General features: G+C 62.5%; 20 protein-coding genes. 10 read left to right on the plus strand and 10 right to left on the minus strand.

Translation table 11 applies throughout. The features are described from left to right. The first annotated feature begins 10 nt into the window (after positions 1–10). The 7 genes from O0882_RS22285 to O0882_RS22315 all read left to right on the plus strand — a co-directional run bounded on the left by O0882_RS22285 (position 11) and on the right by O0882_RS22315 (position 8887). Positions 11–1255: an FAD-dependent monooxygenase gene (locus O0882_RS22285; RefSeq protein ID WP_289951575.1), complete on the plus strand. Its 1245-nt coding sequence runs from the start codon at positions 11–13 to the stop codon at positions 1253–1255. Positions 1256–1426: 171 nt separating this feature from the next. After that, positions 1427–2143, plus strand: a complete 717-nt coding sequence (locus O0882_RS22290) for a DsbC family protein (RefSeq protein WP_242428528.1) — start codon at positions 1427–1429, stop codon at positions 2141–2143. A gap of 132 nt (positions 2144–2275) precedes the next feature. After that, positions 2276–2734 (plus strand): (2Fe-2S)-binding protein, encoded by a 459-nt coding sequence (locus tag O0882_RS22295; RefSeq protein WP_071079595.1) that lies wholly within the window; start codon positions 2276–2278, stop codon positions 2732–2734. Positions 2735–2744: 10 nt separating this feature from the next. Further along, on the plus strand, positions 2745–5018 hold the full coding sequence (locus O0882_RS22300) for a xanthine dehydrogenase family protein molybdopterin-binding subunit (protein ID WP_289951582.1): 2274 nt from the start codon (positions 2745–2747) through the stop codon (positions 5016–5018). A 13-nt stretch (positions 5019–5031) separates the two neighbouring features. Beyond that, positions 5032–5640: a nucleotidyltransferase family protein gene (locus O0882_RS22305; protein WP_289951584.1), complete on the plus strand. Its 609-nt coding sequence runs from the start codon at positions 5032–5034 to the stop codon at positions 5638–5640. A gap of 27 nt (positions 5641–5667) precedes the next feature. After that, positions 5668–7497, plus strand: a complete 1830-nt coding sequence (locus O0882_RS22310; protein ID WP_289951586.1) for a M61 family metallopeptidase — start codon at positions 5668–5670, stop codon at positions 7495–7497. A 214-nt stretch (positions 7498–7711) separates the two neighbouring features. Continuing rightward, on the plus strand, positions 7712–8887 hold the full coding sequence (locus O0882_RS22315) for a GGDEF domain-containing protein (protein WP_289951588.1): 1176 nt from the start codon (positions 7712–7714) through the stop codon (positions 8885–8887). Here the strand turns inward: O0882_RS22315 and O0882_RS22320 are convergent. From O0882_RS22320 to rpe, 7 genes are all read right to left on the minus strand, one after another. Further along, positions 8838–9323 carry a hypothetical protein gene (locus tag O0882_RS22320; protein ID WP_289951590.1) on the minus strand — a complete coding sequence of 162 codons (486 nt, stop codon included), beginning with the start codon at positions 9321–9323 and terminating at the stop codon, positions 8838–8840. The genes O0882_RS22315 and O0882_RS22320 overlap by 50 nt on opposite strands. A gap of 20 nt (positions 9324–9343) precedes the next feature. Beyond that, positions 9344–10144, minus strand: coding sequence for an indole-3-glycerol phosphate synthase TrpC (gene trpC, locus O0882_RS22325; protein ID WP_289951592.1), 801 nt, complete (start codon positions 10142–10144; stop codon positions 9344–9346). Positions 10145–10176: 32 nt separating this feature from the next. Further along, a complete protein-coding gene (gene trpD / locus O0882_RS22330) occupies positions 10177–11220 on the minus strand; it encodes an anthranilate phosphoribosyltransferase (RefSeq protein WP_289951595.1) in 1044 nt (347 codons plus the stop codon). A 65-nt stretch (positions 11221–11285) separates the two neighbouring features. After that, entirely contained in the window at positions 11286–11849 is a 564-nt protein-coding gene (locus tag O0882_RS22335; protein ID WP_046682234.1) for an aminodeoxychorismate/anthranilate synthase component II, read from the minus strand. A 1-nt stretch (position 11850) separates the two neighbouring features. Further along, complete coding sequence (gene trpE / locus O0882_RS22340) at positions 11851–13347, minus strand: anthranilate synthase component I (protein ID WP_289951598.1); 1497 nt, start codon at positions 13345–13347, stop codon at positions 11851–11853. Positions 13348–13595: 248 nt separating this feature from the next. Further along, complete coding sequence (locus O0882_RS22345) at positions 13596–14312, minus strand: phosphoglycolate phosphatase (protein ID WP_289951601.1); 717 nt, start codon at positions 14310–14312, stop codon at positions 13596–13598. Next, positions 14312–14986: a ribulose-phosphate 3-epimerase gene (gene rpe / locus O0882_RS22350; RefSeq protein WP_071079585.1), complete on the minus strand. Its 675-nt coding sequence runs from the start codon at positions 14984–14986 to the stop codon at positions 14312–14314. Before rpe ends, O0882_RS22345 begins: the two co-directional genes overlap by 1 nt. 159 nt (positions 14987–15145) lie before the next feature. On the opposite strand from rpe, the gene apaG reads away from it, so the two are divergent. Continuing rightward, positions 15146–15520 carry a Co2+/Mg2+ efflux protein ApaG gene (gene apaG / locus O0882_RS22355; RefSeq protein WP_071079584.1) on the plus strand — a complete coding sequence of 125 codons (375 nt, stop codon included), beginning with the start codon at positions 15146–15148 and terminating at the stop codon, positions 15518–15520. A gap of 26 nt (positions 15521–15546) precedes the next feature. Here the strand turns inward: apaG and O0882_RS22360 are convergent, their stop codons facing one another. Next, positions 15547–15681 (minus strand): hypothetical protein, encoded by a 135-nt coding sequence (locus O0882_RS22360; RefSeq protein WP_289951606.1) that lies wholly within the window; start codon positions 15679–15681, stop codon positions 15547–15549. A gap of 106 nt (positions 15682–15787) precedes the next feature. Between O0882_RS22360 and O0882_RS22365 the strand changes: the two genes are divergently transcribed. Then, a complete protein-coding gene (locus O0882_RS22365) occupies positions 15788–16981 on the plus strand; it encodes a murein transglycosylase A (protein WP_354670283.1) in 1194 nt (397 codons plus the stop codon). 164 nt (positions 16982–17145) lie between these two features. Here O0882_RS22365 and O0882_RS22370 read toward each other — a convergent pair whose 3' ends face one another. Together O0882_RS22370 and O0882_RS22375 are read right to left on the minus strand one after the other, a co-directional pair. Continuing rightward, positions 17146–17583, minus strand: a complete 438-nt coding sequence (locus O0882_RS22370) for a universal stress protein (protein WP_219136708.1) — start codon at positions 17581–17583, stop codon at positions 17146–17148. Positions 17584–17720: 137 nt separating this feature from the next. Continuing rightward, positions 17721–18914, minus strand: coding sequence for an MFS transporter (locus O0882_RS22375; RefSeq protein WP_289951612.1), 1194 nt, complete (start codon positions 18912–18914; stop codon positions 17721–17723). Between the two features lie 185 nt (positions 18915–19099). On the opposite strand from O0882_RS22375, the gene O0882_RS22380 reads away from it, so the two are divergent. Then, positions 19100–19876 (plus strand): enoyl-CoA hydratase, encoded by a 777-nt coding sequence (locus O0882_RS22380; RefSeq protein WP_289951614.1) that lies wholly within the window; start codon positions 19100–19102, stop codon positions 19874–19876. The last annotated feature ends 288 nt before the right edge of the window (positions 19877–20164 follow it).

Consider the following 20164-nt stretch of genomic DNA (forward strand, 5'->3'; position numbering starts at 1 on the left):
TAATGGCCGCATGAACAGTCCCAATCCCCCTACCATGCGGCGCTTCATGCACAGCCACAGCGACGTTTGCATCGTCGGCAACGGCGCCATCGCGAAAACCACGGCGCTGGCGTTTGCCCAGGCCGGACAAAGCGTCACCCTGTTATCCCCGGTGAGCCCGCCCGCCTCCACATCCACTTCGGCCGCCAAGCCGGTCGAAGCCAGCTGGGATGTGCGTGTGTATGCGCTCAATCACACGGCGCACCAGTTGCTGTCGTCGCTGAAGGTGTGGGGCGCTTTGGCGGCCGACAGGGTGGCGCCCGTCGACGCCATGCTGGTCAACGGCGACGGCGCGCAGGCGGGCGGACTCGGTTTCGACGCCTACGGCGCCCATGTGGCTACCCTGGCGTGGATCATCGAAGACCGCAACCTGGGCCAGGCGCTGGACGCCGCCCTGAAATTCGCGCCGAACGTCAGCGTGCTGCAGGGCCGCGCCAGTCGCCTGGAATGGACGAATGACTCGGCCATCGTGCACCTCGACGGCGGCGATACCATCACCTGCGCGCTGGTGGTGGGCGCGGACGGTGCCCAATCGTGGGTGCGCGGTCAGTGCGACATCGGCCTCGATTACCGCTCCTACGGCCAGCGCGGCGTGGTCAGCAACTTCGCCTGCGAAAAGCCGCACCATGGCGCGGCCCACCAGTGGTTTACGGGCAGCGAAGGCATCGTCGCGCTGCTGCCGCTGCCGGGCGAGCGCGTTTCGCTGGTCTGGTCGGCGCCCGATGCGCTGGCCGATACCTTGATGTCCGAATCGGCCGACGCCCTGGCCGCGCGCCTGGCCGCGTATTGCCATGACAAACTGGGTAAGCTCACGCCGCTGCAGCCGGAACTGGTGCGCGCGTTTCCGCTGACCCTGATGCGTCCGCACGCCATGGTGGCGCCGCGCGTGGCCCTGGTGGGCGACGCCGCCCACGTGGTACATCCGATGGCCGGCCACGGCATGAACCTGGGTTTTGCGGACGTGGCGCAGCTGGTCAAGACGATCAGCGAACGCGAAGCGCACCGCGGCATCGGCGACGAACGCGTGCTGGCCCGCTATGCGCGCGCGCGCAAGGAAGACGTGCTGCTGATGCAGCTGGCCACCGATGGCCTGGCGCGATTATTCGGCGCCGATCTGGAACCGCTGCGCGTGGTTCGCAATTTGGGATTAAACTTGCTGGATAAATTACCGGCCCTGAAGCGGAAAATGATTGCGCACGCATTGGGGCATCAGTGAAAATCAGTAAGTCTTAAGATATCGCTGGATAATGGTAGCAGTGAAAATTCAAGGTCGCCGCAGCTGGTCTGCGGCGCTCGTTTTGTTTAAAAGATAATTTCGCCGGGCCAGAGGCCAGTTCCGTCAGGCGTTTCAAGTGGAGAAGTGATAGTGATAACAATGAACAGAAGCATGAGCAAAATCGCCTTGCTGATGGCCTCGGGCCTGATGATGTCGTGCGCCGGCGCGGAAACGCCAACGGAAGCGAGCATCAAAAAGCTGATCGAGCCGCGTCTGGGCGAAGGCGCCAAGGTCGATTCAGTCAAGGAAACGCCGTACGGCGGCCTGTACGAAGTGCGCACGGGTGGCGATATCCTGTACACGGACAAGGCCGCGCAATACCTGTTCGTGGGCCACGTCTTCGATGCCAAGACCTCGCAAGACCTGACCAAGGTGCGCCTGGACGAAGTTAACCGCATCAAGTTCTCCGACCTGCCGCTCGACTCGGCCATGAAATCCGTCAAGGGCAACGGCAAGCGCGTGATCGCCGTGTTCGAAGATCCGAACTGCGGCTATTGCAAGCGCTTCCGCCAGAACGCGCTGAAGGAAATCGACAACGTCACCGTCTACACCTTCATGTACAACATCCTGTCGCCGGACTCCATCGTCAAGTCGCGCAATGTCTGGTGCGCACCGGACCGCAACAAGGCCTGGGATGACTGGATGTTGAACGGCAAGGCGCCAGCCACGGTCGCCGCCACTTGCGCCAACCCGCATGAAAAAATCCTGGCCCTGGGCCAGCAGTTGCGCGTCTCGGGCACGCCGGCCATCTTCTTTGCCGACGGCAGCCGCATTCCGGGCGCGGTCGATGCGAAGACCCTGGAACAGAAATTCTCGACCATTAAGTAATCCGGGCTGTCGCCAGGAAGGCTGGACGGCGCGCCCTCGCAAGGCGCGCTTTTTTTTGTACTTTTTTCCGCTGTCGTATCATCAAGTGTTGTTTGTAGACGCCATAACAATCCAAAAAAGGGGAAGCAGCAGATGATTACCTTGAATATCAACGGACGCGACACGCAGGTCGACGCCGATCCTTCCACGCCCATCTTGTGGGCGCTGCGCGATAACCTGAACATGACGGGCACCAAATTCGGTTGCGGCGCGGCCCTGTGCGGCGCCTGCACGGTGCATCTCGACGGCCAGCCCATCCGCTCCTGCATCACGCCGATTTCCTCGGTCGGCGCACAGAAAATCACCACCATCGAAGCGATGGAAAACGACCAGGTGGGCAAGGCCGTGCAGGCGGCATGGGTGCGCCACGACGTGCCGCAATGCGGCTACTGTCAAAGCGGCCAGGTGATGAGCGCCACGGCGCTGCTGCGCAGCAACAAGGCGCCCAGCGATGCCGACATCGACGGCGCCATGAGCGGCAATATCTGCCGCTGCGGCACTTATCAACGGATCCGCGCGGCCATCAAGGACGCGGCCAAGACCCTGGCCTGAGGAGAGCGACATGCGTATCGAATGGTTGAATCAGGAAGCATTGCAGCATGGCGGCGTGACCCTGGGTGCGGCGCTGGCATCGGCGCCGGTGGCTGTGGTTGGCGCGGCCGATGGCGTCTCGCGGCGCGGTTTCATGAAGGCCGGCGCGGTGGCCGGCGGCGGCTTGATGCTGGGCTTTTTCCTGCCCGGCGCAGGCAAGCTGGCGCAGGCGGCCGATGCCGCCCCCGCCAAGCCCGTGTACGCGCCGAACGCCTTTTTGCACATCGCCCCCGATAACACGGTGACGGTGCAGGTGAACCGGCTGGAATTTGGCCAGGGCGTGCAAACGAGCTTGCCCATGCTGATCGCCGAGGAACTCGACGCCGACTGGTCGACGGTAACGGGCGCGCTGGCGCCAGCCGGCGAGCAGTACAAGGATGCCGCCTACGGCATGCAGATGACGGGCGGCTCCGGCAGCATCGCCCATTCGTTTACGCAGTACCGAGAAATCGGCGCCAAGGCGCGCGCCATGCTGGTGGGCGCCGCTGCCGCACAATGGAAAGTCAGTCCTGACCAGGTGCGCGCCGCGAAAGGCGTGCTGTATGGCCCCGGCGGGCAAAAGGCGACGTATGGCGAACTTGCCGACGCGGCCATGCGCCAACCCGTGCCTGCCAGCGTCAAGCTGAAGGACCCGCGCGATTTTTCCATCATCGGCCAACCCGTGAAACGGCTCGACGCGGCCGCCAAGTCCACGGGAAAACAGCAGTTCGGCATCGACTTCAAGCCGCCCGGCGCGAAAGTGGCCATGGTGGCGCGCCCGCCCGTGTTTGGCGCGAAAGTGGCGAAGTTCGACGCCAGCAAGGCCAAGGCCATCAAGGGCGTGCTGGAGGTGCTGGAAGTCAAAACCGACCGTGGCGGCAGCGGCGTGGCGGTGATTGCCGACGGCTATTGGCCGGCCAAGCAGGGGCGCGATGCGCTGGTGATCGAGTGGGACAGCAGCGCGGTGGAAAAGGTCAGCAGCGACCAGCAACTGGCGGCCTTCAAAGCGCTGGCCAAGACGCCGGGTACGGTGGCGCGCGCATTCGATGTCGCCGCATTATCCAAGGCGCCGAAAAAAATCGAGGCCGTCTACGAATTCCCCTATCTGGCACACGCGCCGATGGAGCCGCTCAACTGCGTCGTCGACCTGCAGGCCGACAAATGCACGATGTGGGTGGGCTCGCAATTTCAGACGGGCGACCAGGCGGCCATCGCTGCCACCTCTGGCCTGAAACCCGAACAGGTGACCCTGCACACGATGATGGCGGGCGGCGGCTTCGGCCGGCGCGCCGTGCCCTCGTCCGACTACGTGGTCGAAGCCGTCAATGTCGCCAAGGCGTACCGGGCGGCGGGCAAGAGCGGTCCATTAAAGCTGATGTGGAGCCGCGAGGATGACATCAAGGGCGGCTACTACCGGCCGTCGCATGTGCACCGCGCGCAGATCGGTCTCGACGCGAAGGGCAAGATCCTCGCCTGGGACCATACCATCGTCGGGCAGTCCATCATGGCCGGCACGCCGTTCGAAGCCTTCATGGTGAAAAATGGCGTCGACGGCACCATGGTCGAAGGCATGGGCGAACCGTATACCTTGCCGATGAAGCTGTCCGTGCATACGGCCAAGGCGAACGTGCCCGTGCTGTGGTGGCGCTCCGTCGGCTCGACGCATACGGCCTTCGTCATGGAAACCCTGATCGACGAAGCGGCGCATGTGGCGAAGATGGACCCCGTCGCCTACCGCAAGCAGCTGATCGACGCGAAGCACACGCGCCACATCGCCGCGCTGGACCTGGCCGTGGCCAAGTCGGGCTATGGCAAGAAGAAGCTGCCGAAGGGCCAAGCCTGGGGCGTGGCCATGCATGAATCGTTCAATTCCGTGGTCGCCTACGTGGTGACGGCGTCGGTAGTGGAAGGCGCGCCCAAGCTGCACCAGGTGTGGGCGGGCGTGCATTGCAACCTGGCCGTCAATCCCCTGACGATCGAGGCGCAAGTGCAGGGCGCCGCGCTGATGGCGCTGGGCATGACCATTCCCGGCGCGGCCATCACGCTCAAGGATGGCGTGGTGCAGCAGCAGAACTTCGGCGACTACCCGGTGCCGCGCATGTCCGACATGCCGGTGATCGAAGTGCACCTGGTGCCGTCGGGCGACGCGCCGACGGGCATGGGTGAACCGGGCGTGCCGCCGCTGGCGCCCGCCTTCGCCAATGCGCTGTTCGCGCTGACGGGCAAGCGCCTGCGCAAGCTGCCGTTCGACCTGGCGGCCGCATGACGGTAGCAGTTTTTTGAGTACGGTCGGCATCTTGCTGGCAGCCGGAAGGGGACGCAGGTTCGATCCTTCCGGCGTGCAGAACAAATTATTGCAGCCGTTGACGGAAGGCCCGCATGCGGGCTTGCCGGTCGTGGTGGCGGCGGCCAGGAATATGCTGGCCGCCTTGCCGCGCGTGCTGGCGGTGGTGCGTGCCGACGACACGCAGGTGGCGCGCGCGCTCGGTGCGCTGGGCTGCGAGGTGCGCGTCTGCCATGATGCCGATACGGGCATGGCCGCCTCGCTCACCTGCGCCATCGATTACGTGCGCGGCGCGCCGGGCTGGCTGATTGCCCTGGGCGACATGCCTTGCGTAGAACCGGCTACAATCGCCGCCTTGTCGCAAGCCATCGGCGATGGCGCGCACATCGCCGTGCCCGTCTTCCAGGGCCGGCGCGGCAACCCTGTCGCGTTCAGTGCCTTTCACTTGCCGCTGCTGCTGGCGCTCGATGGCGACCAGGGCGCGCGCAGCATCGTCAACAGCCATGCCGTATGCGACGTGACAGTGGACGACAGCGGCATCTTGCGCGATATTGATACACCTGACGATTTGTCGCCGGTGCATGGCGCGCCCGGGCGACTTTAGAACATCCATGCCAGACACGAGAAAAACATGAAAAAAGCTCCAATTAAAAAAAGCATCGCCAAGGCGCCCGCCGCCGGCATTATCTACAGCATCGCCGCCTCCGATCTGGCTGGCCATATGTTCAAGGTCACCTTGACGGTCAAGTCGCCGGCCGCCATCGGCCAGGTCTTGTCCTTGCCGGCCTGGATCCCGGGCAGCTACATGATCCGCGAATTTTCGCGCAACATCGTCAGCATCCGCGCCGAGTCCGAGGGCAAGGCCGTGGCGCTGGCCAAGCTGGACAAGCATTCGTGGCAAGCGGCTCCGTGCAAGGGCGCCTTGACGGTCGAATACGATGTCTACGCCTGGGATTTGTCCGTGCGCGCCGCGCACCTGGACCAGAATCACGGCTTCTTCAATGGCACCAGCGTGTTCCTGCGTGTACTGGGCCAGGAAGCCGAGCCGCACGAGGTGCACATCGTGCAGCCGAAGGATGCGGCCTGCAAGACCTGGCGAGTTGCCACCACCCTGCCGGAACTCAAGGCGAAGCGCTATGGTTTCGGCAGCTACCAGGCGGCCAACTACGATGAGCTGATCGACCACCCGGTGGAAATGGGCGACTTCGCGCTGGCCACCTTCAAGGCGCATGGCGTGCCGCACGATATCGTCGTCACGGGCAAGGTGCCGAACCTGGACTTGCCGCGTTTGTGCCGCGACCTGAAAGCCATCTGCGAAACGCAGATCGCCTTCTTCGAGCCGAAGACAAAAAAAGCGCCGATGGACCGCTATGTGTTCATGACCATGGCCGTCGGCGACGGTTACGGCGGCCTGGAACACCGCGCCTCGACGGCGCTGATTTGCGCCCGCGCCGACTTGCCGACGACGGCGTCAAGCAGCACGGAGATCGGCGAGGGCTACCTGAAATTCCTTGGTCTGTGCAGCCATGAGTACTTCCATACATGGAACGTCAAGCGCATCAAGCCGGCCGCTTTTGCGCCGTACAACCTGCAGGCGGAAAGCTATTCGCCGCTGCTGTGGCTATTCGAAGGCTTCACCAGCTATTACGACGACCTGATGCTGGTGCGCGCGGGCCTGATCGACGAGGCAGCCTATTTCAAGCTGCTGGGCAAGACCGTCAACAGTGTGCTGCGCGGCAGTGGCCGTACCAAGCAAAGCGTGGCCGATTCCAGCTTCGATGCCTGGGGCAAGTACTACCGCCAGGATGAAAACGCGCCGAACGCCATCGTCAGCTATTACACCAAGGGTTCGCTGATCGCGCTGGCCTTCGACCTGACGATCCGCAGCAAGACGAACGGTGAAAAGTCGCTGGACGACGTGATGCAGGCGCTGTGGCAGCGCTATGGCCGCGATTTCTACAAGGGCAAGGGCCGCGGCGTGACGCCGGCCGAAGTCGAAGCCCTGTTCGATGAGGTCTGCGGCACGCGCATGAAGCCGTTCTTCGAGCGCTACATCCGCGGCACGGACGATGTGCCGCTGGCGCGCCTGCTGGCGCCGTTCGGCGTGAAATACAGCGACGCGCGCAAGGCGGAAAAGCCCAGCCTCGACGTCACGCTGGGCCGCGACGGCAACGATGCCAGACTGGCGCAGGTGCACCAGGGCGGCGCCGCCCATGTGGCCGGCCTGTCGGCGGGCGACGTGCTGGTGGCCGTCGATGGCTTGCGCGTGACGGGCACCAACCTGGATACCTTGCTGGGCCGTTACGCCGTCGGCGCCAGGGTGGCCATCCACGCCTTCCGCCGCGACGAGCTGATGACGTTTGCCAGCGTATTGCAGGGCGACCGCGTGCCTGGCGTCAGCTTGACACTGCTGCCGGCGCCAAAGAAAGCCACGGGGCCGAAGCGTCCTAGCGCGGCATGATGCTGATGGTCATGCGTTAAGACAGAGAACCGGCCGTTATGGCCGGTTTTTCATTTCAGGATGCAACTTCTTAAATGCAAGTTATCCACCAATATTGGCGCTGTGCCATCATATTTACCGCAAATGAACTAATTTTCCTTCAACTAAACTAAAATTGCCGAACTGTTTCTTTTAGATCGCGCCCAACGTGCAAACCCTCGATCCACGAACGATCATGCTGATGACGACCCTGATGTGCGGGGCGATGAGCATTGTCATGTTCTCGGTGTATCGCAGTTTCCGGCGCGAGGTGCATGGCTTGGGGCATTGGGCGGCTGGTTTGCTGTTGCTGGTGTGCGCATCCCTGCTGTTCGGCACCCGCGAGGTGCTGCCGCCGGCATTGTCCATGATCGCGGCCAATGCTGCGCTGGTGGCCGGCATCGGCCTGTCGATGCTGGGCACGGAGAAATTCTATGGCCTGGCGACGAGTCGCCGCGCCTATCTGCTGATACTTGCCCTGGCTATCGCCGGCAATAGCTGGTGGCTGCTGGTGCACCCCGACTTCTCGGCGCGCGTCGCGGTCTTCTCTCTGCTGGTCTTCCTGTTTTATGCGCGCCAGGTGCAACTGGTATGGCGTCATGGCGAACGCCATTTCTCGAGTTTTTTCTTTGGCGCGCTGATGCTGCTGCAAGCTGTCGTGGTGCTGGCGCGCGGCGTGTCGGCGTTGCTGCATGGCGGCGCCAGCGTGAACCTGGCGGTGGCCGGCACGCCGGCGGGCATCTATCTGGCGGTCGCCAATTTCATGGCGCTGCTGCTGACGGTGGGCTTCATGACGGTGGCGACGCGCCGGCTGCAGCAGATACTGGAGCGCCGCTCGACCCACGATCCGCTGACGCAGGTGCTGAACAGGCGTGGCTTTGGCGACGCCTATGCGCGCGAGATAGATAATCTGCGGCGCCGCCGTGTGCCATTGACACTGCTCAGCATCGACCTCGATTACTTCAAATCGATCAATGACCGCTACGGCCACGCGGTGGGAGACCAGGTGCTGGCGCATGTGGCCACCGTGATCAAAGGCGCCTTGCGCGAATCGGATTGCGTGGCGCGTTTCGGCGGCGAGGAGTTCGTCGTGCTGATGCCGGATATGCCTGTGCATAATGCCTTGGGCGTGGCCGAACGCATACGCGCCTTGCTGCGCGAGTCCAGTCATGCGGGACTGCCTTCGTGTACCGTCAGCATAGGCGTCGCTTGTCAGGCATCGGTGGTGGAGGGGCTGGAAGAATTGCTGTCGCGCGCCGATGCGGCCCTGTACCTGGCCAAGGAGCGGGGACGCGACCGCATCGAACTCGATGCTTGCGCGTTTACTGAGGACCGGACAATGTCCGCAGCTGGAATCGGTACTGCTCGTTGAACAGGAAGGTTTCGGAAAAATCGAAGGTTCTGGCGTGGCGGAGCATCAGGTGTGCAGCCGGCGGAAAGAGTTCTTGCACGCGCCGCACGGCGGCCAGCGCCGCAGCCGAGGCTTCGCTGTCGCGTGAGCGGTGTACATGCACGCTTTTCAGCTCGCCGTCGGGGCCCACGCTCAGGTCGAGCACGACGATGGCCGGCAACATGGGCGGCAGGCGCCCGCTGAACGTATATGCGCCGTTGGCCGCCATGATCTGTTGCGCCACCAGCGACTTGTAGGCGTCGATGTTGGCCGCGAGCTGTAGCGCGGCCGGCGTGCCAGGGGGCGTAGGTGCGGGCGTGCGCTCCAATGCCGAGGGCCTGCGCTCCCCTGGCGGGGCCGCAGTCTGGCAAGCCGACAGCAGGACAGTGGCGGCAAGGATGGTGATCGCGTGTCTCATGGCTCCTAGCCTACCATGGTTTAACTGAACAGGCGTTCCAGTTCCACGCCGGGGTCTGGTGCGCGCATGAACGCTTCGCCCACCAGGAAGCTGTGGATGTGAGCGTCGCGCATGCGTTGCACATCGGCCGTGCTGTGGATGCCCGATTCCGTGATGATCAATTTGTCTTGCGGGATGCGCGGCAAGAGATTGATGGTCGTGTCGAGCGACGTTTCGAAGGTGCGCAGGTTGCGGTTGTTGATGCCGATCAGCGCGCTCTTGAGCTTGAGTGCCGCCGTCAGTTCGTCGCCATCGTGGCTCTCGATCAGCACACCCATGCCCAGTTCGTGGGCGCACGCTTCCATCTCCGCCATCAGGCCATGGTCGAGCGCCGCGACGATCAGCAGGATGCAGTCGGCGCCCATGGCGCGTGCTTCATAGATCTGGTACATGTCGACCATGAAGTCCTTGCGCAGCACGGGAATGGCGCAGGCGGCGCGCGCCTGCTGCAGGTAATCCACGCAGCCCTGGAAGAACTGTTCATCCGTCAGCACGGACAGGCAGGCCGCGCCATGCGCCGCATAGCTGGCGGCGATGTCCGCCGGGCGGAAGTCGGCGCGGATCACGCCTTTCGACGGCGAGGCCTTTTTCACTTCGGCGATGATGCCGGGCTTGCCGGCGGCGATGTGCTGGCGCAGGCTCGCCTCGAAGCCGCGCAGATTGGCGCGCAGGGCGCTGTCGCTTTCCACGTCGCCGCGCAGGCTGGCCAGGCTGCGATGGGCTTTCGCCTTCGCCACTTCGTCGGCCTTCACGGCCAGGATTTTATCGAGTATGTCGGACATGATGGTCGCTATTCTAAAGGAGGGTGCGGAGCTTACGCTTGCTTTGGTGTGCCCAGCTGCTGCGTCACCTGCACGAATTGTTCCAGTTTTGCCAGGGCGGCGCCCGAGCTGACGGCGGTGCGCGCGCGCGCCAGGCCGTCTTCGATCGAGCTGGCCACGCCGGCCGCGTACAGCGCCGTACCCGCGTTCAGGGCGACGATGTCTGCCGCCGCACCAGGTTCGCCGCGCAGCGCTTCCATCATCTTGGCCTTCGATTCGATGGAGTTGGCCACCTTCAGGTTGCGGCTGGCGATCATCGACATGCCGAAGTCTTCCGGATGGATTTCATACTCGCGGATTTCGCCGTTGACCAGTTCGCCCACCATGGTGGCCGCGCCCAGCGACACTTCATCCATATTGTCGCGTCCATACACGACGATGGCATGCTGCGCGCCCAGGCGCTGCAGCACACGTACCTGGATGCCGACCAGGTCGGCGTGGAACACGCCCATCAGAATGTTCGGCGCACCGGCGGGATTGGTCAGCGGACCGAGGATATTGAAGATCGTGCGTACACCCAGTTCGCGGCGCACGGGCGCTGCATGCTTCATGGCCGCATGGTGATTCGGTGCGTACATGAAGCCGATGCCCGTTTGCGCGATCGACTGGGCGATCTGCTCGGGCTGCAGGTTGATGTTGACGCCCAGCGAGTCGAGCACGTCGGCGCTGCCGGACGAGGACGAGACGCTGCGTCCGCCATGCTTGGCCACGCGCGCGCCGGCTGCCGCCGCCACGAACATCGAGGCGGTGGAGATATTGAAAGTGTGCGCGCCGTCGCCGCCCGTGCCGACGATGTCGAGCAGGTTGGTGGTGTCGGCCATGGGCACCTTGGTGGAAAACTCGCGCATCACTTGCGCGGCGGCGGCGATTTCGCCGATGGTTTCCTTTTTCACGCGTAAACCCATGGTGAGGGCCGCGATCATGGTGGGCGACATTTCGCCGGACATGATCTGGCGGAACAGGTACAGCATTTCGTCGTGAAAGATTTCGCGGTGTTCGATGCAGCGCAGCAGGGCTTCTTGTGGGGTGATCGGCATGATGCTTCCTTCTTCAATGATGGCGCAGGAGGACACTGATGGCACGCCGTGGCGTGCGCATGGGATCAGCGCTCGAGGAAATTCTTCAGCAGGGCGTGGCCGTGCTCCGAGAGGATCGATTCGGGGTGAAACTGCACGCCCTCGATATCGTATTCCCGGTGGCGCACGCCCATGATTTCGCCGTCGTCCGTCCACGCCGTCACTTCCAGGCAGGAAGGCAGCGAGGCGCGTTCGATCGCCAAAGAGTGGTAGCGGATCACTGTGAAGGGGCTGGGCAAGCCTTTGAAGACGCCCACGCCCGTATGCGCGATGAGGGAAGTCTTGCCATGCATGACCTGCTTGGCGCGGATGACTTTGCCGCCAAACGCCTCGCCGATGGCCTGATGGCCCAGGCAGACGCCGAGTATCGGTTTCTTGCCGGCGAAGTGCTTGAGCACTGCCACCGAAATGCCCGCCTGTGCCGGCGCTTTCGGGCCGGGCGAGATGCAGATGCGGTCCGGGTTCAGCGCTTCGATCTGCTCGATCGTGATTTCATCGTTGCGGTAGACCCGCACGTCTTCGCCCAACTCGCCGAAATACTGCACGATGTTGTAGGTGAAGGAGTCGTAGTTGTCGATCATCAGCAGCATCTTAAAACTCCCCATCCAGGCCATCTTGCACTTGTTCGGCGGCGCGCAATACGGCGCGCGCCTTGTTTTCGGTTTCCTGCCATTCCATTTCGGGGATCGAGTCGGCCACGATGCCGGCCGCGGCCTGTACGTACAACATGCCGTCCTTGATCACGCCTGTGCGAATGGCGATCGCAACGTCCATTTCGCCGCCAAACGACAGGTAGCCGCAGGCGCCGCCATAGATGCCGCGCTTGGTGATTTCCAGCTCGTCGATCACTTCCATGGCGCGTACTTTCGGCGCGCCCGTCAGGGTGCCGGCGGGGAAGGTGGCGCGCAGCACGTCCAGGTTCGACAGGCCGTCTTTCAGCGTGCCTTCCACGTTCGAGACAATGTGCTGCACGTGCGAGTATTTTTCGATGACCATGCGGTCGGTGACTTGCACGCTGCCCGTTTCGGCGATGCGGCCGATGTCGTTGCGGGCCAGATCGATCAGCATCACGTGTTCGGCGATCTCTTTCGGATCGGCCAGCAGTTCTGCCGACAGTTCGGCGTCGCGCTCTGGCGTGGCGCCGCGTGGACGGGTGCCGGCGATGGGGCGCAAGGTGACTTTCTTGCCGCCGTCCGCCCTCGTCTCGTTGCGCACCAAAATCTCGGGCGAGGCGCCGATGATCTGCATGTCGCCGAAATTATAGAAGTACATGTAGGGCGACGGATTGAGCGAACGCAGGGCGCGGTACAGGGTCAGCGGCGAATCGACATAGGGTTTACGGATGCGCTGGCCGATCTGCACCTGCATCAGGTCGCCGGCCATCACGTATTCATGCGCCTTGGCGACCGCCTTCAGGTAGTCTTCCTTGGAAAAGTCGCGGATGGTTTCCGTGCGCACGGAGGCGCTGGTGACGGGCGCATCGACACCGCGGCGCAGCATCATGCGCAAGTCTTTCAGGCGCTGGCGCGCTTTGCTGAACGACTCGGGCTGCGTGGTGTCGGCGTAGACGATCAGGTACAGCTTGCCGGACAGGTTGTCGATGACGGCCAGTTCTTCCGTCACCATCAACTGGATGTCGGGCAGGTTCAAGTCGTCTTTCGGCGCGCCGCCGGCCAGCTTTTTCTCGATGTGGCGCACGGTGTCGTAGCCGAAGTAGCCGGCCAGTCCGCCGCAGAAACGCGGCATGCCGGGGCGCAGGGCCACTTTGAAGCGCGATTGGTACTGTTCGATGAAGTCGAGCGGATTGCCTTCGTGCTCTTCGATCACGGCGCCGTTCCTGACGATCTCGGTGCGGTTGCCATGGCTGCGCAGCACCGTGGTGGCGGGCAAGCCGATGAAGGAATAGCGGCCGAAGCGTTCGCCGCCGACGACGGATTCGAGCAAGAAGGTGTTCTTGCCGCCTTGCTGGGTTTGCGCCAGTTTCAGGTACAGCGTGAGCGGGGTTTCGAGGTCGGCAAAAGCTTCCGCGATCAGGGGGATGCGGTTGTAGCCTTGCTGGGACAGCGATTTGAATTCGAGTTCAGTCATGTGTCTCTCCATGCCGCCAGGGTACGCGTGTGCGTCGTGCTTAAAAGCACAGATCCTGCGGTGGGTTATCAAAAAACCTGCCGGCGCATACAACACGCAAATGCGCGCGTGCCGCCGACAGCAATCTTACACGGCTCGGCCCTCAGGCCTGCCAGGATTGCCAGCGTCGCCAAAGCCAGGCCTCAATCGAGCCGGTTTGGGTGACATTGTGTTTTTTGATGAGAAACGTGTTCACGATGTGGTGTGGGTCAGTATGCTGGTCTGTTGTGCATGCTTATAAAATGCGCCGCTTCGAGCAGCGTATTTACTATACCATCGGAATCGGTGTCGTGTATAGAGTGTCCGTGGTTGTAACCATACGGTACGGTCAAGACGGGGCAAGCCGCCGCCCGTGCCGCTTGCGCGTCATTCGAGGAGTCGCCGATGGCCACCACTTTGGCGGGCGCCAGGTCGAAGTCCGCACACACTTGCAGCAGCGGCATGGGATGCGGTTTTTTCTGCGGCAGCGAATCGCCACCGTAGACGATCTCGAAATAGCCATCCAGGTTTTTCTGCTTCAGCAGGGGCAGGGCGAAGGCGATCGGTTTGTTGGTGACGCAGGCCAGGCGCAAGCCCGCCGCCTTCATCGCCGCCAAGCCAGCTTCCACGTCCGGATACAGGGTGCTGTACTGGCCATTGATGGCCAGGTAATGGCGCTGGTAGCCTTCCATTGCCGCGTCGAAGTGTTGTTCCACGCCGGCCGCGTCGAAGTCGAGCGCCAGCACGGTGCGGATCAGGTTTTCCGAGCCCTTGCCCACCATCAGCTTGATAGCCTCGGCGCTGATGGGCGCCAGATCCAGTTCGGCGCGCATGCCGTTGATGGCGACATGAAAATCGGGCACGGTGTCGAGCATCGTGCCATCGAGGTCGATGATGGCGGCGCGCACGCCGGCCAGTACGTGGTCTTTCACCGTGCCCGCTTGCATCAGGCGCCCGTCACTTTTGCCAATTCGGCACGCATGGCATCGATGACGGCCTTGTAATCCGGCTTGCCGAAGATGGCCGAGCCGGCGACGAAGGTGTCGGCGCCGGCGGCAGCGGCGGCGCCGATGTTGTCGATCTTGATGCCGCCATCGACTTCCAGCATGATGTCACGGCCCGATTCGTCGATCATGCGGCGTGCTTCGGCGATTTTTTTCAGTGCTTGCGGAATGAAGGACTGGCCGCCGAAGCCCGGGTTGACCGACATGATCAGGATGATGTCGATCTTGTCCATCACGTGTTCCAGGTAGTGCAGCGGCGTGCCCGGGTTGAACACCAGGCCCGATTTGCAGCCATTGTCGCGGATCAGCTGCAAGGAACGGTCAAGGTGATCCGACGCTTCCGGGTGGAAGGTGATGATGTTCGCGCCAGCCTTGGCGAAATCCGGGATAATGCGATCGACAGGCTTGACCATCAGATGCACATCGATGGGTACTTGCACGTGCGGGCGGATCGCTTCGCACACCAGCGGGCCGATGGTCAGGTTCGGCACATAATGGTTGTCCATCACGTCGAAGTGGATGATGTCGGCGCCGGCGGTAACGACGTTGCGCACTTCCTCGCCCAGGCGGGCAAAGTCGGCGGACAGGATGCTGGGAGCGATACGGAATGTTGTCATGGTGGCTTAGGGCTAAGAGTAGAAAATGCGAAGATGCGCTATTTTACGCTTGACGCCGTTACCATGCCTCACTGGAACGCAGAATACACGGCGCGCGATGGCCAATGCGGCGCGCGCGACACACAATATACGACTGGCAATGTCTGAATAGGAATGACGATGGCGACTTATGAATTTACGGTAACGGTCAAGACACAATATCTGCCCGAGCAATCGGCCCCCGACCAGGGGCGGCACGTGTTCAGCTACACGATTCGCGTCGTCAACACGGGCACGGCTGGCGCGCAACTGATTTCGCGCCACTGGGTCATCACGGATGCGAACAACAAGGTCGAAGAGGTGCGCGGCCTGGGCGCCGTCGGCCACCAGCCGCTGCTGCAGCCGGGCGAGCAGTTCGAATACACGAGCGGCACCATGCTGGGCACGCCGCAAGGCTCGATGCACGGCGAATACTTCTGCGTGGCCGAGGATGGTCATCAGTTCGAAGCGTCGATTCCCGAGTTCGTGCTGTCGGTGCCGCGTACCCTGCATTAACGAAACGCCGGGGGGCTTGCGCCCCCTTACTTCAGCTTTTCGGTGCTGTCCTGTTCTTCGCCGAGCTGCTTGCGCGCCGGTGGCGCGGGCTTTTTGCCCGAATACATGGTCCACCAGACTATAAATGCCAGCAAGAAGAACGCTACCAGCGCCTCTATCATCAAGATCCACATACGTACCCCTATGTTATTTACCCGCAGCTTAGTATTTACCCGCCGTCTGTTGACACGCGGTAGTCTACCCGTTTCAGTCGGTGCCGTCGCGCTTGTGCTTTCCGCCTGTACCACGCCGTCCACCCCACCCGCTGCCACCGGCGGCAAGGCGCCAGCCATCGCCCCGACCGTCGTCAGGCCGGTGCCGGCCAAGCCGGCCGAGGCCAAGGATGCCAAAGACGCGACGGATGCTGCGGCCCCAACGTTCGTGCCCGCCAAATTTGCCGCCTTGCCAGGCTGGGCCCGCGACGACATGCGCGCCGCCTGGCCTGCCTTCATGGCTTCGTGCGGCGTGCTGGTGAAACGCCCGGACTGGAAAGAGTCGTGCAGCATCGCGCGCCAGGTGAATGCGGACAGCGACAAGGCCATCCGTCTGTTCTTCGAGACCTTCTTTGTGCCCAATCAAGTCATCACCGCCGATGGCGCCAATACCGGTTTGGTAACGGGCTACTACGAGCCGCTGCTGCATGGCGCGCGCAAGCGCGGCGGTCCCTACCAGACACCGCTGTACAAGGTGCCTGACGATCTCGTTTCGGTGGACTTGTCCGGCGTGTATCCGGAATTGAAAAACATGCGCTTGCGCGGCAAGCTGGTGGGCAAGAAGGTGATCCCGTACGCGACCCGCGCCGACATCGAGCGCGCCACGTCCGTCACGGGCAAGGAATTGCTGTGGGTGGATGACGAAGTCGAGGCCTTCTTCCTGCAAGTGCAGGGTTCCGGGCGCGTGCAACTGACCGATACGCAGGAAACCGTGCGCGTGGCGTACGCGGACCAGAATGGTCACCCGTACAAATCCATCGGTCGCTACCTGGTCGACAAGGGCGAGCTGACGCTGAGCCAGGCGTCCGCGCAGGGCATCAAGGCGTGGATCGCCGGCCACCCCACGCGCAAGGATGAATTGTTCAACGCCAATCCGAGCTATGTCTTCTTCAAGGAAGAGCGTTTGCCCGATCCCAAAGTGGGACCGAAGGGCGCATTGGGCGTGCCGTTGACGCCGCAGCGCTCGGTGGCCATCGATTCGCGCTTCCTGCCGCTGGGTGCGCCCGTGTTCCTGTCCACCACGCAAGCCAATAGCGAGATTCCCCTGCAACGGCTGGTGATGGCGCAGGATACGGGCGGCGCCATTCGCGGGCCCATCCGGGTCGATTACTTCTTTGGCTTTGGCGCGGAAGCGGCCGAGAATGCGGGCCGCATGAAGCAGAGCGGCGCCGTGTGGGTGTTGTTGCCGAAGCAGGCACCGGCGCGCTAGAGAGTCCTGGCGGCGTCGGGGGGCAAGGTCGGTACCTACATAATAAAACACCTAACAAAACCGTAGCGAGCGGCAGTGAGTTGCGGCTGAGAAGCGCAGCTGTGCTTTAGCACAGTGAGCATCGCAGGCCGCAAATCGCGACGCGCAGTAGGTTTGGTTAGGTGTTAGCGCAGGACCATGACTGGCAGCTGGGTATGCGCCAGCACTTTTTGCGTTTCGCTGCCCACGAAGAGCTTGTTCAAGCCTTTGCGGCCATGCGAAGCCATCAGGATGATGTCGCAATGGTAGGTTTGCGCCGCATTGACGATTTCCTCGTGCGGGCTGGGCGAGACGACGACCACGCCTTCGAAGGGCACGCCGACGGCGCGCGCCGCTTCGCCGATCTTGTCGACGGCGCGTTGCGATGCTTCCTGCATTTGTTGCTCGTACAAACCGGCGTCGAGCACGATGCCGCCATCGGCCATCGGCGAGAACGGAAACGGTTGCACCACACTGATGCTAACCAGCTTGGCCTTGTTCAATTGAGCGAAGGCGAGGGCCGTCTCGGCCGCTTTGTCGGACAGCGGCGAGCCGTCGGTGGGAAATAAGATGGTGTTAAACATGACGTGCTCCTAAAGTGATGTAAGACAGCTTATGGATTTACATCAATTAAAACCTTGATGTAAATCAAACCTCACAGGCTTTGGCATGAATAATGTCGCCAAGGCAATCTTTCAGCAGTGTATGCCCGCTCATCGCATCAGGTGCGCACGCTACGCAGCGGCGTGCCCCACACCATGGCGACGGTCAACAAAATACTGCCCGCCGCGATGCAGGCCAGGCCGTTGCGCACACCAAAGTGTTCCGCTACCCAGCCGGCGGCCAGCGCGCCCAGCGGCGCCGTCGCCACCGTCAGGAAGCGCATGGTCGAGGTCATGCGGCCCAGCATGGGGTCGGGTGTGACCTTCTGGCGCAAGCCCAGGTAGGGAATAAAGAACAGCATCACGCCGCAATCAAAAAAGAACATCAGCACGGCATAGGCCACGGCGCTGGCGGCCGCGCTGCCGAACAGAGCGGCGGGGATGGTGGGCGTCATGGCAAAGCACACGGAGGTGGACGCCAGTCCGATGAGAATGGTGCGGCCGGCGCCATAGCGGCGTGTCAGTGGCTTGACGATGAAGGCGCTGAGCAGCACGCCGGCGCCACCGAGCATCTGTGTCATGCCCAGCACGCCAGGACTCATGCCCAGGTCGCGCGTGGCGAACAGCACCGTCAAGGCCATGCTGGCGTAAAACAGGAAGTGCCAGATGCCGGCGCCCCAGGCCAGCGCGCGCAGCAGTGGTTCGCGCCAGACAAACAGCAAGCCGTCGGCGATGTCGCGCAAGGCGTGCTTGTCTGACGGTGCAGGCCGCGGGTCGCGCACGCTCATGGCACGCAGATTGAAGACGGAAACCAGATAGCCGCAAGCCGTGCACAGGATGGCGACGGGTGCCGACAGGACTTGCACCAGCACGCCGGCCAGGCCGGGGCCGATCAGGCGCGAAGCCGATTCGGTGGCGGCAAACTTTGATTGCGCATCGATCAAGCCGTCGCGGCCCACCAGGAATGTCAGGAAAACCTGTTCGGCGCCGCCACCGACGACGAAGCCCGTGCCGATGATGAATCCCACTATATATAACCAGGGCATCGACAGCACGCCGCACCAGTAGGCGACGGCCACGCTGGCCAGCGCCAGGCCCGACATGGTTTCGCTGAACAGCATGATCGGGTGCTTGCTGCGCCGGTCCAGCAGCACGCCGACGGGCAAGCCGAAGAGGGCAAACGGTAGCGCCTGCAGGGCGACGAGCATCCCCATCTGTTCCGGCGTCGCATGCAATAACAATACCGCGCACAGGGGCAGGGCCAGCGAGGTGATCTGGGCGCCGAAGCAATTGAGGCCGTTGCTGAACCACAAGCGGCGAAAATTGACGCTGGCGGCGCTGCCGTCGCCGCGCAGGTGGCGGGCGCAATACTGGAAGAAGGAAGAGAAAATACGCTGCTCGATAATAAATGATCGGGCTCACAATAATAGCAGCGCACTCGCCGCACCGCCGCCGTTAGCCGCTACAATCGTGCCACCGTTCATCGAGAGGAGACACTATGCAATACGAAGACCTGATCATCGACATCCAGGACAAAGTGGCGGTCATCCGCCTGAACCGCCCGAAGGCGCTCAACGCCTTGAACGACAACATGATGAATGAGCTGGGCGATGCCTTGCTCAAGTTCGACGCGGATGAGAATATCGGCTGTATCGTGCTGACGGGCAGTGAAAAAGCGTTCGCCGCCGGCGCCGATATCGCCGCCATGGCCGATTACACCTATCCGGACACCTTCACCCAGGGTTATATCAGCCGCAACTGGGAGCATATCTTGCGCGTGCGCAAACCGGTGGTGGGCGCGGTGGCCGGTTATGCGCTCGGCGGCGGCTGCGAACTGGCCATGATGTGCGATTTCCTGATCGCTGCCGACAGCGCCAAATTCGGCCAGCCGGAAATCAAGGTCGGTGTCACGCCGGGCGCGGGCGGCACGCAGCGCTTGCCGCGCGCCATCGGCAAGGCCAAGGCCATGGATCTGCTGCTGACGGCGCGTACCATCGACGCTGTCGAGGCGGAACGCATCGGCCTGGTGTCGCGCGTGGTGCCAGCCGATAAATTGCTGGAAGAAGCCCTGGCCGCCGCCAAGACCATCGCCGCCATGCCGACCTCGGTTGCCATGATGATCAAGGATTGCGTCAACCGCGCCTTTGAAACGACGTTGACCGATGGCGTCGCCTACGAGCGCCGTTTGTTCCAGGCCGCCTTCGGCACGCCTGCACAAAAAGAAGGCATGCACGCCTTCCTTGAAAAGCGCTTGCCAAAGTTCGACGGTCTTTGATATGATTCGCCTCCCCGATGAGACGCACTAGTTTGCGGCACAAAAGGGACAGCCTTCAGGGGCTGGGCAGGAAAAGAAGGAGTTGACGGATGTAGTGAAATGCTTCATACTCTTTCTTCTTCGCAGCTGACAAACACAACGCTTTGTCGATGGCGCGAAAGTAGCACCGAATACCGTTCTTTAACAATTAACAGTCGATAAGTGTGGGCATTTGATGTAAGTGCAGCGTCAATCTTCGGATTGGCGTCTAACTTAAAATATCAAATGTTCACAAGAAATAATGAAATA

The sequence above is a fragment of the Janthinobacterium sp. SUN073 genome (assembly GCF_030397665.1).
GTDB lineage: Bacteria > Pseudomonadota > Gammaproteobacteria > Burkholderiales > Burkholderiaceae_D > Janthinobacterium.